The organism is Chloroflexota bacterium, assembly GCA_026708035.1.
In the GTDB taxonomy this organism is placed as follows: Bacteria; Chloroflexota; UBA11872; order UBA11872; family UBA11872; genus JAJECS01.
Genome location: JAPOVQ010000013.1, coordinates 36,549 through 49,550, shown reverse-complemented (window position 1 = coordinate 49,550; position 13,002 = coordinate 36,549). Strand labels below are relative to the sequence as shown.

Below are 13,002 nucleotides of genomic sequence, written 5' to 3'. Positions count from 1 at the left end.
CGCGCATTCCGTCCGGTGCGCCGACGATCTCCAATTGCTCATGTTCGGCAGGCACGTCTCATGCAAGCTCGTAGAAATCAATGGCGTTTCCGCCAAGCAGCGCCGCGCGTTCGCTGGGGCTGAGCCCGCCCAGTGCGGCCGTGACCCGCTCGAACGTGTCCTCGTAGGGGGCGGCCATCAGGGCCACCGGCCAGTCGCTGCCCCAGATCAGCCGGTCGATGTCGAACGCGTCGAGGACCGTGTCGACCGCCGGCTGGATGGTTGCCGTGGTCGGCGACGAGGGGCACTCGGTGAGCAGGCCCGAAACCTTCACCCGCAGGTGCTCGTAGGGCGCCAGCGCGCGCATGCCCTCATGCCACGCCGAGAGGTCGCCCGATTCGAACGGCGGCTTGGCCATGTGATCCACGATCAGCTTCCCGCCATCGTTTTCCCGCGCGATCGTGGGGATGTGGGGCAGGTGCGGCGTCTTGACCAGCAGCTCCACGATGTAGCCGCGCGAGACCACGGTACGGATGCCGCGGCGCACGTCGTCGCGGGCCAGCCAGGCGGTGTCGGGCATGTTCTCGGCCCCGGCGCGCAGGCCCTTGAACCAGGGACTGGCCGCAAGCTTTTCCAGCTTCGCTTCGAGATCCGAGGCCGTAAGATCCAGGTTGGCGATCACGCCGACGACGAAGTCGTACTCGTCGCACAGGTCCAGGTACCAGGGCTGCTCGGCCCACTCCGTGCTCGCCTCGACGATGACCGAGCGATGCACGCCCGCGGCGTCCATGCGCGGCTTGAGGGTGGACGGGGTGTACGTCCGGCGCAACGTGTCGGGGATGGAGTCGTCCATCCAATTCAAGTGGGACTTCCCGATCACCCAATAGTGGTTGTGGGCGTCGACAACGATGGGCGCGTCAGACGTCATGGCTGATCTCTCGCACGCGCGGGATGGCCGAGGGTACCAACGCGCCCTGGGTCATGTGTCGGATGACGCGTGGTCGCCGATGGGCTTGCCGCAATGGGGGCACGCCTGCACTTGCCTCGCGGACCGGCGGGCCTCGATTTCGTCCACGAAGGCCGACCCCAGGATTCCGGCGGGCAAGGCGAAGAGCCCAATGCCAAACAGCGCGACCACGGCGCCCAGAATGCGACCGACCGGCGTCGCCGGCGCCAGGTCGCCATAGCCCACGGTCGTCAGCGTCACCATGCCCCACCACATGGCGGCCGGAATGCTCGAGAAGCCTTCGGGCTGCGCGTCGCGCTCCGCCAAGTACATCAGCACCGACGCCATGAACAGGAGGACGAAGGTGACGAACAGGGTGGAGAGCAACACCTCGCGACGACTGCGCAGGACCGAGCCGACGATTGTCATGGACTCGGAATAGCGCGTGATCTTGACCAGCCGGAAGACTCGCAGCAGCCGCAGCGAGCGCACGAAGCGCAAGTCGGCCGTCACCAGCAGCGGGATGTAGAACGGAAGGATGGCGATCAGGTCCATCAGCACCATCGGCTGAATCGCAAACCGCAGCCGTCCCTTTATTGGGTGGGCGAAGGCCGGATCTTCCGTGCACGCCCAGACGCGCACGAGATATTCCACCGTGAAGATCGCCACGGATACGATCTCGAAGACAAGAAAGGCGCCGCCGGCCCGCTCGTCAAGGGGCGAAATCGTCTCGAGGGCGATCGCCAGCAGGTTGAGCGAAATGAGCGTGATAAGGGCCATGTCGAAGAAGTGGCTTGGGCGGTCGCCTTCGGGCGTCGGCTCGACGATCTCGTAGGCGCGGCGCTTGATCCGGCTATACATCAGGCGCTGATCTCGGTGGTGGTGCGGCTATGGCGTACCGGCCGAGCCGCTCCCTGTCAATGCCGCGAGCGCGTCACACCGGGACTGTCAGCGGCTCCAGCATCTCGTCGGTGATGTATTTGCCCAGCGAGAACAGCTTGCGGTCGGTGTACCAGAGGATGCGGCGCCCGTCGCGCTCGGTGAGGCTGGAATACATGGACAGCCACCACATGAAGAGCGGAAAGACGCCCACCTTGTGCGTGTCGAACAGCAGCAGCGGCTCGCTGAACCACACCGGCTGATGGGCCTCCGGCCGGTACTCGCCGACGGCCAGGAACTGCGGGCGGCGGCTCTCTAACGCGAGCGGTCCCTTGCCGCCATAGCCCCAGCCGTCGTGGTTTTGGAAGAGGAGCAGGTAGCGCCCGTCCTCCAACCGATACATCGGCGACGGCGAGTTGGGGTTGAGCATGGGCTCTCCGCCATCGCGAAAGCGCAGGACCTCGGTGGGACGCCAGGTGAGCGCCTCGGCGTCGTCCGACACCGTGTACCAGAGCTCGCCGTTGGCGGTGCGCATCTCGGCGAACAGGCGGCCGTCCGGCAGCAGCACCAGCCCCGGCTCCTCGCAGAAGGTGTAGCCGTCGGAGGCCTGCGGCTCGAAGCTGACCGGCACCTGGATCAGGTTCTCGTCCTCGGGCAGCCAGGTGATCTGCACGTCAGTGGGGTCCGGTCCCTCGTCGATGTTTTCGAAGCGCAGGAACTCGCAGCGAAACTCGCGGAACATGCCGTTGGGCCGGTCGCCCATGTGCGGCACGTAGGGCTTGGGCGTGATGTACTGCGCGGCCCAGCGGGTGAACGCCACCACGTGGCGCCCCTTGGCGTCGCGAATCGGCTTCTGCCAGACGATCCCCATGGGCGGAACCGTGGGATCGGGATGATCGATGGGCGTGCGGCGGTACTCGATGTCGACGCCGCCGTCGATCCAGGTGTGGCCGTCGTCGTCGGAGTAGCGACAGCGCAGCACGGCGTTGAGAGCGTTCTCGCCGTAGCCGACGGACCGGTTGTAGTAGCAGTAGATGCGCCCGCTGGACGCAATGACGGGAAAGCCGAAGCTGCTGACCTGGCCGGCCGTCCCGGCCTCGTGAATCTGCGCCGGCTCGGTCCAGGTGTGGCCGTGATCCGAGCTGCGGGCGAAGTAGACGCCGTAGTCGCGTGCGTCCGGCTCATAGGCCAGGGTCCAGATGGCGAGCAGGTCGCCGCCCGGCGTGTAGTCCACCAGCACGTGGTCCTGGTGCTCGGGGTGTTCGGGCACCCGCGTGGGCAGGTGGAGCACCAGGTCCGGGTCCGTGCGCCGCCAATCCTTGCTGTAGCAGGCGTAGTCGCCTTCAACCGGCATTGGCGCTTTCCTCTCTTCGGCTAGGCCTCGTTGCAGTGGAACACGCCGACGCTCCAGGGCTCCATGGTGACCTGGAAGCCGCTGTCATCGATGGCGACCGGGGCGTGCGCGATAAGGTCCGTGACCTCCGACACCGGCCAAGCCGGACGCAGCGTGGCCGAGGCCCCCTGCCGCGACAGGTTCTGCGTGAAGATGAGCCAACCGCCCTGCTTCGATCGCCTGAGAACCGGCACGATGGGGTCGCCGTCGACGTCGACCGGGGCGCTGACGCCCGCGTCGTCGACCGCGCCCTGCACGACGGCGGGAATGGCGACGTCGTCGAATCCCGCGGACAGGGTGAGGCCGTACCAGGTGATGCGGCCGTCTCCGCTGCGCACGGCAACCGTCTGATCACCCAGATGGGCGATGGCTTCGGTCGAGCCCTGAGGTTCGAGGATGGCGTAGCCGCACGTGGTCGTGACGGGTACCGGGCCGTGGGGCGTCTCGAGGACGTTGCGCCCGTTTGCGATGTCGGTCTCGGTGACTGCCGAGAGGTCCGCCACGCGCACGCCGATCCGGTCGGCGAAGCCCTCGGGCGGGTTGTAGCTGGACTGGCCGTCATGCGAGTAGGTGCCGAAGCTGCCCTCGATCAGCACCTGGACCTCAGGGTCTTCGTCGAGCGTGCGCGCCAGGCGGTCGCGCGTCGCGTCGTCCATCAGCGCCACGTTCGGCAGCACCAGCAGCCGGTAACCGGACCAGTCCATCTTGGGCGTGACCGGGTCCGCCGGGATTCCCCGCAGCCAGAGCGTGCGGTAGACGCCGCGAAAGTCGGCCATGAAGCGCTCGTCCTGCTCGCCGAATTGGAACAGCTCGTGCGCGTGGGCGTCGTAGACGATGGCCACGTCGGCGCGCGGTACCTCCAGCGGCAGGTGATCGCTCAGCCCCTCAATCTGCTCCAGGGCCTCGACCACCGCTCGGAAACGGGGCGTGGGCTCGCCGTCCAGCGCCACCATGTTGTAGCCGGGCGACTCGAAGCTCAGGTATTCGGGCCGGTACTGCCAGAACATGGCGCCGGCCGCGCCGCCGATCAGCGTCATCCAGAGCAGCATGGTCTGTTCACAGGGGTGCGACTGCTTCTTCCAGGTCACGCCACCGCGCGACATGCCGGCGTAGATCTCCTCGTTCCACCAGCGCCCGTTGCGCCCCACCTGGCGTGACCAGTCGAAGCCGAGGGCCCGGTCGGCGATGAAGTTCGGGTCGTCCACGGTCAGCAGGTGGTTGGACGACATGGACATGCCCCAGCTGTCGACCAGCGGGGCGCAGTACTCGTCCTTCGGCTGCGGCCGCCAGCCGCCGTGGGCGCGCTTTTCGTGCACGGGGTCGATAGAGTTCGCCAGGTCCATCATCCACTTCAGATAGTCGGCGATGTTCTCGTGATGGAAGCGCCGGTACCAGCGCATCTCGACGACGTTGCGGTTGGAGCGCGGCGGCTCGACGTCCTCCCAGCGGCGGAAGCGGCGGTCGAACACCACGTTGAGCTCGTCCAGGGTGAATTGCTTCCGCAGCCAGGCCTTGTAGAGCGCCAACGTGTGCACGCAGTAGCAGGGGAAACCACCGCCCTGGGCCGCCCAGGCCGACGACAGGTTCGGTCCGTCCCAGATGCCCCAGATCAGCAGATTGGGCCGGTCCTTGTAGCGGTTGATGGCGTGCCGCAGGAAGTCGCCGGCCAGGCGGCGAAACTCGGGGTGATCGAAGCAATGGACCTGGGCGCCCTGGGCATAGGCCGGGTGCGCGTCCTGCACGACCAGCTCGTTGCGGTAGTTGACGACTTGCATGTCGGGGTAGTGGCGCAGCAGCCAGTCGGGACCGGCGCCGTGAGTGGCCGTGGGCACGTCCAGCCAGACGTAGAGCCCGTGCTTCTCGGCGGTGTCGAAAAGCAGGTCGATGTCGTCCATCTCGTAGACGCCGGGGCTCGGCTCGAACCACTGCCAGTAAGGGAACGAGCGCACGACGCGCAACCCGGCGGCGCTGAGTCGCGCAAAGTCCTCGTCCCAGACCTCGGGCTTGGGCGTGGGCGGGCGGTAGTACTCCACCCCGACGGGAAACGGCACGCCGGGGATGCCGAATCGGTTGTCCTGCGCCATCACGCCACCCCCACGCCTCCGCCACCACGTGCCGCGCATCGTACCCGCGTGGGAACGCGGACGTGAGGGGCGCTGAATCGTTCGCGCCGCTGCTTGGGACGGACTAGGCTGCGGCTAGCCGGACGGAGCGCGTCCGGGGTGATGGTGAGCGGGGTGTGTCATGCCGGTCGAGGGCGACTACGAGTGCTTTAGCGACGATTGGCGCCGCACGAATCCTGACCTGGTCTTCTTCCTGCCCAAGCAGCCGCCGGAGTGGGTGGAGGCGGTGGACCACGTGCTGGTGTCCGAGACGCCGGGCGGCGATCTGCTGGCCATCTGGACCTATGGCACCAAGCAGGACGCCTCGGACCACACGGTGCTCTACGCGCGCAGTGAGGACGGCGGGCGCAGCTGGTCCGAGCCGGGCGAGTTCGACCCGCCGGGACCCAAGCCCGGCCAGGCGACGTGCTTCGGGTTTCCGGTGATCAGCCGCACGGGCCGCATCTATGCCTTCTACAACAAGGGGACGGGCGTCGGGCTCAGCTATCAGACCAGCTTTCTGCGCTGCAGCTACTCCGACGACGACGGCCGCACCTGGACGCCGGGCGGCGTGGACATTTCCTACCGGCGCACGATCCTGAGCCATCCCGACCCGAGCATTGGCACAAACTCCATCGTGTGGCAGAAGCCGATCCGGGACGCGCTGGACCGGGTCCTGGTGGGCTACACCGAGTGGGCCTCGCCGGCGGCGCGGCAGGTAACCGGGGTGCGCCGGCCGGACGGCAAGGTGCAGTACTACCGCAGCGACTGCCGCTGCCAGTTCATGCGCTTCGACAACATCGACGAGGACCCGGATCCGCGCGACGTGAAGATCACCTGGCTGCCGGACGACGAAGAGCTGATCACCGTGCCGCTCGAAAGCGACCCGGACGCCCCGGAAGGCTCGTCGTTCTGCCAGGAGCCGGCGCCGGTGCTGCTGCCGGACGACCGGCTGATGACGGTGATGCGCACGCGCAATGGGCAGATCTGGTACACGGTTTCGGACGACCACGGCCACTCGTGGCGGCCCACGGAGATGCTCCGGTACAGGGATGGCGGCGAGCCGATGGAGAACCCGGTGTCCCCGACGCCGCTCTACCGCCTCAACGACGGCCGCTATCTCCAGCTGCTCCAGAATCACGACGGGTGGGGCTATGGCTCGGTAGGCATCGGCGACTCGAACAGCAGCCGCCGGCCGCAGTTCATTTCGCTGGGCGAGTACCGCCCCGACGCGCATCAGCCGATCTGGTTCAGCGACCCAGTGCTGCTCTTTGACACCAACTGCGTGGGCGTGCCGCCGTTCTACAAATGGTGGCTCTCGATGTACGCCAGCCTGACGGAGCTGAACGGCGAGCGGATCTTCTGGTACTCGGACCGCAAGGTGTTCGGGCTGGGTCGCTACATCACGGACGAGATGCTGGCGGAGATGCCGGTGCCGGAATGAGGTAGGCGGGCGGCCGATCGCCGCGCCCGTTGTGCAGGCGATCATGGCTGAACGGCCCAGTTAGCCGAGCGGCTGCGCAGATTGAAAGTACTACTTGCAATCTGTGCGAGCCGCTGATGGCGGTTGGCATTTCGGTGCGGCTCTCCGATCCCTGCTTCCGCTGCGCGGCGAGGCCAACGCGACTTGGGATCAGGTCCAGGGTTGGGGCAGCGCGTTCAGAATCTCGGCATCGCCCGGCTCTATGCATGAGTCCGGCCGGAGCCGGTCCGTGAAGATGGCGATCGTGAAACCCGCGCCCGTGGCGGACGGCGCCAGCAATCCTTCGAGACCGAGGTAGTGCGCCGCCGTTGCGACCTTTCGACATCGCCGCAAGTCGTCGCTGCGAATGGCATCGAGACTCAGACCCACAGCCTCCCGGCCGCTCGCATCCCGCAGGTCGAGACAATGGTGGAGCGCTATGTAGAAGCGATAGACCGCTCGCGGCAGCAAACTCTCGGGCGGAATTCCGAATCTGAGCGCCGTACGCTTCAGTTCCGCCAACATCGTGGGACGGTCCAGCGCCAGGTAGAGCGTGGGAAAGCTCCTTGGTGGGTTCCACCGTCCGCCGTGTAGCCGGGCGCCTTCGCCCGACATGGACGAGTGTGTCGGGGAAACGTGCCGATAGGCGCGGCCGCCAAAACCAACTGGCTCGATCGAATCGATGCGTTCGACGATCCGCGGGTCCAACACGACGGCTAGACAAACACCCCTTCGGCCAACGCGTCGATCGCGCCCAATACTTCGCGGTAGCGGCCTTGGGCGAGGAGATCGGCGGGCTTTCGATGCTCGAGAGCCGGAATCGGTGAATAGAGCCAGTCGTAGGCGGCCTGCCCGTGGACGGTCTTCGACAAGGCGTTCAACACCGCGACGAGCTCCAGTATGCGCTCGCGCGTATCTCTTCGCGGCGCAGTTTCTTCCTGGAGCCAGCGCGCCACGGTGCGGGGACTCGCCCCAAGGATTCGCGCCAAGTCAGCCTGATCGAGACGCAGTTCCGTTGCTACCTGCCCCAGGCGCTCTGCGAGCAATGCCATTGTCGTCTCGCGGATCAAGTTGGTGTCGTGGATTATGGCATAGCAATGACAGCATGTAAGACCTGCTAATGACAAGAGCGCTGGAATTCTGGCCGCAGATCATTCGATCTGGCGCTCGAACGCAAAGTAAAGCGTCAGGTGATTCCCGGCGGCTCTTCGCCGTCAGGCGGCGGTGACTTCGACCCTCAGGCTGCGCCCTAGGGCCCTGAGCGCCTTGTGGACCTGGCTGACGTGGGAGCGATGGTCCGGGTTGGTGAGCTTGCGCGCGGCCGACTCGCTGATGCCCAGCCGGCGGGCGAGTTCGACCTTGGTGATGCGCTGCGTTCGCATGGCCGAATACAGCGCGAGCTTGGCGGCCACGACCGGAGACACGGGGACCAACGCCTGACCTTCTACCGCTTCGCTGGGCGCGGGGATCTCCCGCTTTTCATGCACGTAGCCGGCCAGGGCCGCGGCGAGGGCGTCCTCGGCCATCGCCAGGGCTTCGGAACGGTCCGCGCCGCCGGAAATGGCTTCCGGGACATCCGGAAAGGTGGCAATCAGGCTGCCGTCGTCCACCGGCGTGAGCTCGCAGGGGTAGGCGTAGGTCATGGTCAAAAACTCCTCCCGGTCAATGTTCAGTTGCCAAAGCATTGCGGCAACCAGACCCCTCGACAGTTCGCCTTGCTTCACCGTGGTGAAGCGGGAGCCGACGTAGAGACTCGGCTCGGCATGGTGCATGTTCGCACCTAAAGGTGCGATCGGCGACGGTGACTACCCAGTGGCCCAGGCTGCGTGCAGCCTGGGAGACACGATCACGGCCGGTCCCACGCTGCACGCAGCGCGGGCCACCGAGCCAACTACCTGAAGATCCTTCACGGCCGAATACAGAATCTCCGAGTGAAGCGAGGAGTCTCGGACCATCCGTTTCAGGTGTCCGACTGGGACCCGGCCGCCCCGGACCTGGCTTCCGGCCTTCGCCGGAATGACGGAGGGGTTGCGCGAAGGTCTCGCTAGGCAGGTATGTGAAGCGTGAGCGGACTGTCCAGATGCACCTCGCATCCGGCATCGAACTCCACGCGACCGACGTCCGTGAGCTCGAAGGCGCGCAGGCGGACCTCGCCGCCGAGCACGTCCAGACGCACGTGCCAGCCGTGGTCGTTCTTGGTGCGGGTGCAGGTGCCCCAGGCGGAGCCGTTGGACCAGAAGGCCGTGCCGGGGTCGGCGGCGAAGCGCATCTCGGCGCGGACAGCGGAGTAGCCGAAGCCGGCGACGGCGACCACGGCACCCCAGGCGGCCATGGCGCGGGCGTAGTGATGGCCGTATTCCGGCTCGTCGAACGGATTGCGCCGCGCGCCGTCGTGGCGGGCGCGCACGGCCTCGATCACTTGCAGCGCGGCGTCCGGCTGGCCCTCCTGCAGCATGCCGACGGCGGCCGTGTATTCGAGGCCGGACCAAACCTCGTTGCAGTAGGGGAAGGGGCGCTCGGGGCGGTCGCCGCGGGGATAGGCGGCGATGACTAGGCCGGCCTCGTCGGCGAGGGCGTAGCTGCGGAAGTGGTTGACGTGGCCCCGCATCGACGGGCGGAAATTGTGGCGCATGATCGACCGCAGCGTCGCGGCCACGTGGTCGGGATCGAGCAGCGGGCCGAGCCCGCCGAGGCGGGCGGCGGCCTGGCCGACGAGCTGGCCGACCAGACAGCCGCTGCCCACCTGGTGCTCGGGGTCTTCTAGGTTCTGGGCGGCGTACTTCTCGGGCCGGCGCAGGCCCGGGGCGATGCGCGAGCGGTCCGGCTGCGGTCGGATTTGGTGCTCGAAGTAGTCGCCGTTGAAGAGGTTGGCGTCGATCCAGGCGCGTCCCTGCTCGAAGAGGCGGCGGCACTCGGCGGCGAATTCGGTCTCGCCGACGTGGGCGGCCATCTCCTCCCCCGCGCGCAGCGCCGCCAGATACCAGCCGCCGATCTCGGGGTTGGGGCCGAAGTACTCCACGTCCATGGTGTTGTGCTGGCAGCCCTCCATGACGCCGTCGCGGTCGGCGTCCCAGCCGCCCTCGATCCAGCAGAACTCGAGCGCGCGGCGCGCACCGGGCCATAGGCGCCGCAGGAAGTCGTCGTCACCGCTGAGCTGCCAGTCGCGGTAGAGCTTGACCAGGCAGCCAAGCTGGCCGTCGGCGGCGGCCAGACCCCAGGCGGAGGCGCGGCCGCGGGGGAGCGCCGCGCGGAACTCCATGTGGCCGTCGCTGGCGGTGGACTCGTTGAACTCGACGTCGCGCATGCCCCGCGCCAGGTCGCCGAAGAGATAACCCGTGGCGTGCTCGTAGTTCCAAACGTGGGTGCAGGTGCCGAAGCCCGCGCCGGCGTCGTCGAAGCAGCCCTCGAAGCCGTAGAAGCCGCCGTCGGCGCTGCGAAAGGCAGTCTGGGAGCGCAGCGTGCTGAGGTTGAAGAGCGCGGCTTCCTTTATCGCGTCGGGAATGTCGGCGTCACAAAAGGCGCGCACAAACCGGACCGTGTCGCGCTCGAGGTCGGGCAGACGGGCTGCGGCGTCTTCGGCGGCGGTCCAGGCGTCCGGGACGCGGGCGGCATAGTGATTGCCGACCCAGTCAGCGCGGTCATCGCCGGTGCGCATGACGTCCCAGGTGAGGCGGTTGGGGAAGTGCCAGGCGAGCAGGAAGGTGACGGCGCGATCCTGGCCCGGTGCCAGGTCCACCGTTGCGGCGAGTGAGGCCGTGGGCGAATCGGCGGCGCCGGGCGGGCGATCGTCTAGCCGGCCGTCGGCGCTGAAGTCCTCCCAGAAGTCCAGCAGCGCGTCGCCCCAGGGCACGTCGTACCAGGCGGTGCGGGCGGTGACGGTCTGGTCAGGGGCGTCGAGGACCGTGAGGGCCAGGGTGCCCCACTGCTCGGCGTCGGCGGGCACACCGTCGGAGCGCATGTCGAGCCCGCGCAGGCCGTTGCCCAGGCGCCAGCGGTTGACGTTGCGCTTGGGCTGGCCGTGCTTTCCGTCGGTGCCGATGAAGTTGGCCAGGACGGCGCAGACCGAAACCTGCATCGGGACGTCCGACGGGTTGCCGGCCATCCAGCGCAGCACCGCCACGGGAAGTCCGCTGTCGTCGGCGCGGCCGGGGATGAGCGGGTTGAACGCTTCGAGGCGGAGGTCGACGGGAACATCGGGATCGCGCAAGCACACCTGCGCCAGCGGATAGGCGGTGTGAAACGAGGCGTCGGCAAAGCGCGGCAGGCCGTGGTGCGACGCTGGGGAGCCCAGCGTCCCTTCATATTCGACCGGATCGAGATCGCCTTCGAGCAGTCGGGTGACAGGAGGATGGCCCTGGACCTGAACTCGGGCGGCGAAGAATGCGCGCGGCTCGGTCATGTTGCGCGTGATGGGGACGTTGGGGACGAAGCCCTTGGCGGGGCGGTTGACGATTTCCCAGTCGCGGAGATTGCCGCGTCCGCCCAGCGAGACGGTGCCGGTGCCGATGCCGCCGATGGGCATGGCCACGCGCCGCAGGTGCTCGCCGCGATAGCGGCGCAACACGGGCCAGGCGGGATTGAGGGCCGGCTGGTCGGTGGACATGAAGGAATCGTGCCTCACGTGCGCGAGCGCGTCAGCATCCGCTGGGAAACTCGATGCAGATTTCACCGCACGGGCCATCGGCACAGGCGAGATGATCGAGGATCGGTCGGCGGTGACAACCCGTTGTAGTTCGACGGAGCCTGCCCTGAGCTTGCCGAAGGGCTCACCACGAACGGGCCGGCGGATCACATGGGCTGTGGTCGCCTGCCACGTTCTGATCGTGAACGCGTGGCGCACGGGCGCTGCGGCGCGTTGTACACGGCGAAAAGGCCGCTAGGGCGCTGGAGTGAACAAAGGAGTAGCCAGGAATGCCAAAGCCCACCGACAAGCTCAAGCTGCCGCATCCGGAGCTTCAAGAACTCGTGGCGGTCCTCAAGGCCAATGTGACCCGTGTGGGTACGTGCGAGGTGGAGGGGACCGACGTCCGCTATTTCATCTGCGATCCGTGGCCCGAGTGGGCGGACCTGGCCATGTACGACGAGGACGGCAACATCTATCTGCCGGAGAGCTTTGTCAGCGCCGAGCCGGAATTCGCCTACCTGGTGGTGCTGCACGAGCACGTCGAGATCGTCCACAAGCTGGCGGGGCGATCCCACGCCTATGCCCATCGCCGGGCATACCTGGCCGAGCTGTTGGCGGCGAAAGAGATGTTCGACGGACCCGGTGAGTTGCGGCAGTTCCTCAAGAGGAGGATTGGCGGATATCCCGATTGGAAGGTGCCCAACAAGGCTGAGGTCGAGGAGCGGCTCTACGATCTGTTGCAGGCGACGAGGCCCTTGCGGGGTCGGCTGATCGAGGTGATGACGGCGGCGAGGCTCTAGGCGGACACGAGTGCTGCAAGTGAGGGCCGGTTCGGCGCCGGCTCGGATGGAATGGACGATACTTAGCGGCGTCTTGCCATTCGGTGACGATCGCGGGGGAGCGGCGCATGAGCGATGGCGTTTACATCGCGCTGCTGCGGGCCATCAATGTCGGCGGCACGAAGAAGCTGCTGATGGCCGACCTTCGGGCGATGTTCGAGGCGTCGGGCTGCTCCGATGTGCGGACGTATATCCAAAGCGGCAACGTCGTGTTCCGGGCGGAGCCGGCGCTGGCGGAGCGTCTTCCGTCGCTCATCGAAGCTGAGATCGCCGCAAGCCACGGGTTCGAGGTGCCGGTCGTGACACGGACGGCGGCCGAGTGGACCGCGGTCGTGGACGGCAATCCGTTTCTGGCGGCGGGGGCCGACCCGGCCCACCTTCATGTGGGGTTCTTGGCGAGTACGCCGAGCGCAGCGCGGATCGCGGAACTCGATCCGGACCGCTCGCCGCAGGACGCCTTCGAGATTCGGGGACGCGAGGTCTATCTGCACTTTCCGAATGGCACGGCGCGGTCGAAGCTGACGGTCGACTACTTCGACCGGACATTGGGAACGACGATCACCATTCGCAATTGGCGCACGGTCGGCAAGCTGCTCGAGATGGCTGGCGCCGACTGAGCGGGAGACCCGCAGTTCGGGATGCCGACGCCCCGAGTGGCTGGATTCCGGCTTCCGCCGGAATGACGGACATGGCGGCGCCCGATAGCGCGCCTGAGGGTGCAGTTTGGACGGAGGTGCGGCTGGAGCGGAGATGCTGGGTTTGTGCGTTCGGAATCCCG

The 13,002-nt window shown here is 67.2% G+C and carries 11 protein-coding genes; 3 read left to right on the top strand and 8 right to left on the bottom strand.

The genetic code is table 11. The annotated features are described in order from the left end of the window. Nucleotides 1-58 precede the first annotated feature (58 nt). The 4 genes from OXG33_05395 to OXG33_05380 all read right to left on the bottom strand — a co-directional run bounded on the left by OXG33_05395 (nucleotide 59) and on the right by OXG33_05380 (nucleotide 5,281). Complete coding sequence (locus OXG33_05395; protein MCY4113363.1) at nucleotides 59-907, bottom strand: amidohydrolase family protein; 849 nt, start codon at nucleotides 905-907, stop codon at nucleotides 59-61. Between the two features lie 51 nt (nucleotides 908-958). Then, entirely contained in the window at nucleotides 959-1,786 is an 828-nt protein-coding gene (locus OXG33_05390; protein ID MCY4113362.1) for an ion transporter, read from the bottom strand. A gap of 73 nt (nucleotides 1,787-1,859) precedes the next feature. Then, nucleotides 1,860-3,158 carry an exo-alpha-sialidase gene (locus tag OXG33_05385; GenBank protein ID MCY4113361.1) on the bottom strand — a complete coding sequence of 433 codons (1,299 nt, stop codon included), beginning with the start codon at nucleotides 3,156-3,158 and terminating at the stop codon, nucleotides 1,860-1,862. Between the two features lie 20 nt (nucleotides 3,159-3,178). Then, nucleotides 3,179-5,281 carry a beta-galactosidase gene (locus tag OXG33_05380; protein ID MCY4113360.1) on the bottom strand — a complete coding sequence of 701 codons (2,103 nt, stop codon included), beginning with the start codon at nucleotides 5,279-5,281 and terminating at the stop codon, nucleotides 3,179-3,181. A 160-nt stretch (nucleotides 5,282-5,441) separates the two neighbouring features. Here OXG33_05380 and OXG33_05375 point away from each other — a divergent pair, with 160 nt between their 5' ends. Then, nucleotides 5,442-6,743: a sialidase family protein gene (locus OXG33_05375; GenBank protein MCY4113359.1), complete on the top strand. Its 1,302-nt coding sequence runs from the start codon at nucleotides 5,442-5,444 to the stop codon at nucleotides 6,741-6,743. A gap of 189 nt (nucleotides 6,744-6,932) precedes the next feature. On the opposite strand, the gene OXG33_05370 is transcribed toward OXG33_05375, so the two are convergent. The 4 genes from OXG33_05370 to OXG33_05355 all read right to left on the bottom strand — a co-directional run bounded on the left by OXG33_05370 (nucleotide 6,933) and on the right by OXG33_05355 (nucleotide 11,364). After that, nucleotides 6,933-7,472, bottom strand: a complete 540-nt coding sequence (locus OXG33_05370) for an RES family NAD+ phosphorylase (protein MCY4113358.1) — start codon at nucleotides 7,470-7,472, stop codon at nucleotides 6,933-6,935. Between the two features lie 5 nt (nucleotides 7,473-7,477). Further along, nucleotides 7,478-7,831 carry a DUF2384 domain-containing protein gene (locus OXG33_05365; protein ID MCY4113357.1) on the bottom strand — a complete coding sequence of 118 codons (354 nt, stop codon included), beginning with the start codon at nucleotides 7,829-7,831 and terminating at the stop codon, nucleotides 7,478-7,480. A gap of 144 nt (nucleotides 7,832-7,975) precedes the next feature. Then, nucleotides 7,976-8,533 (bottom strand): hypothetical protein, encoded by a 558-nt coding sequence (locus OXG33_05360; GenBank protein MCY4113356.1) that lies wholly within the window; start codon nucleotides 8,531-8,533, stop codon nucleotides 7,976-7,978. A 272-nt stretch (nucleotides 8,534-8,805) separates the two neighbouring features. Then, nucleotides 8,806-11,364, bottom strand: coding sequence for a GH116 family glycosyl-hydrolase (locus OXG33_05355; protein ID MCY4113355.1), 2,559 nt, complete (start codon nucleotides 11,362-11,364; stop codon nucleotides 8,806-8,808). Nucleotides 11,365-11,672: 308 nt separating this feature from the next. Here OXG33_05355 and OXG33_05350 point away from each other — a divergent pair, with 308 nt between their 5' ends. Continuing rightward, nucleotides 11,673-12,185: a hypothetical protein gene (locus tag OXG33_05350; protein MCY4113354.1), complete on the top strand. Its 513-nt coding sequence runs from the start codon at nucleotides 11,673-11,675 to the stop codon at nucleotides 12,183-12,185. A 107-nt stretch (nucleotides 12,186-12,292) separates the two neighbouring features. Then, on the top strand, nucleotides 12,293-12,841 hold the full coding sequence (locus OXG33_05345; GenBank protein MCY4113353.1) for a DUF1697 domain-containing protein: 549 nt from the start codon (nucleotides 12,293-12,295) through the stop codon (nucleotides 12,839-12,841). Nucleotides 12,842-13,002: the final 161 nt, after the last annotated feature.

Excerpts from the sequence above, each read along its gene's own strand:
- OXG33_05395 (MCY4113363.1), bottom strand. The coding sequence starts at position 907 with ATGACGTCTGACGCGCCCATCGTTGTCGACGCCCACAACCACTATTGG.
- OXG33_05390 (MCY4113362.1), bottom strand. The coding sequence starts at position 1,786 with ATGTATAGCCGGATCAAGCGCCGCGCCTACGAGATCGTCGAGCCGACG.
- OXG33_05385 (MCY4113361.1), bottom strand. The coding sequence starts at position 3,158 with ATGCCGGTTGAAGGCGACTACGCCTGCTACAGCAAGGATTGGCGGCGC.
- OXG33_05380 (MCY4113360.1), bottom strand. The coding sequence starts at position 5,281 with ATGGCGCAGGACAACCGATTCGGCATCCCCGGCGTGCCGTTTCCCGTC.
- OXG33_05375 (MCY4113359.1), top strand. The coding sequence starts at position 5,442 with ATGCCGGTCGAGGGCGACTACGAGTGCTTTAGCGACGATTGGCGCCGC.
- OXG33_05360 (MCY4113356.1), bottom strand. The coding sequence starts at position 8,533 with ATGCACCATGCCGAGCCGAGTCTCTACGTCGGCTCCCGCTTCACCACG.
- OXG33_05355 (MCY4113355.1), bottom strand. The coding sequence starts at position 11,364 with ATGTCCACCGACCAGCCGGCCCTCAATCCCGCCTGGCCCGTGTTGCGC.
- OXG33_05350 (MCY4113354.1), top strand. The coding sequence starts at position 11,673 with ATGCCAAAGCCCACCGACAAGCTCAAGCTGCCGCATCCGGAGCTTCAA.
- OXG33_05345 (MCY4113353.1), top strand. The coding sequence starts at position 12,293 with ATGAGCGATGGCGTTTACATCGCGCTGCTGCGGGCCATCAATGTCGGC.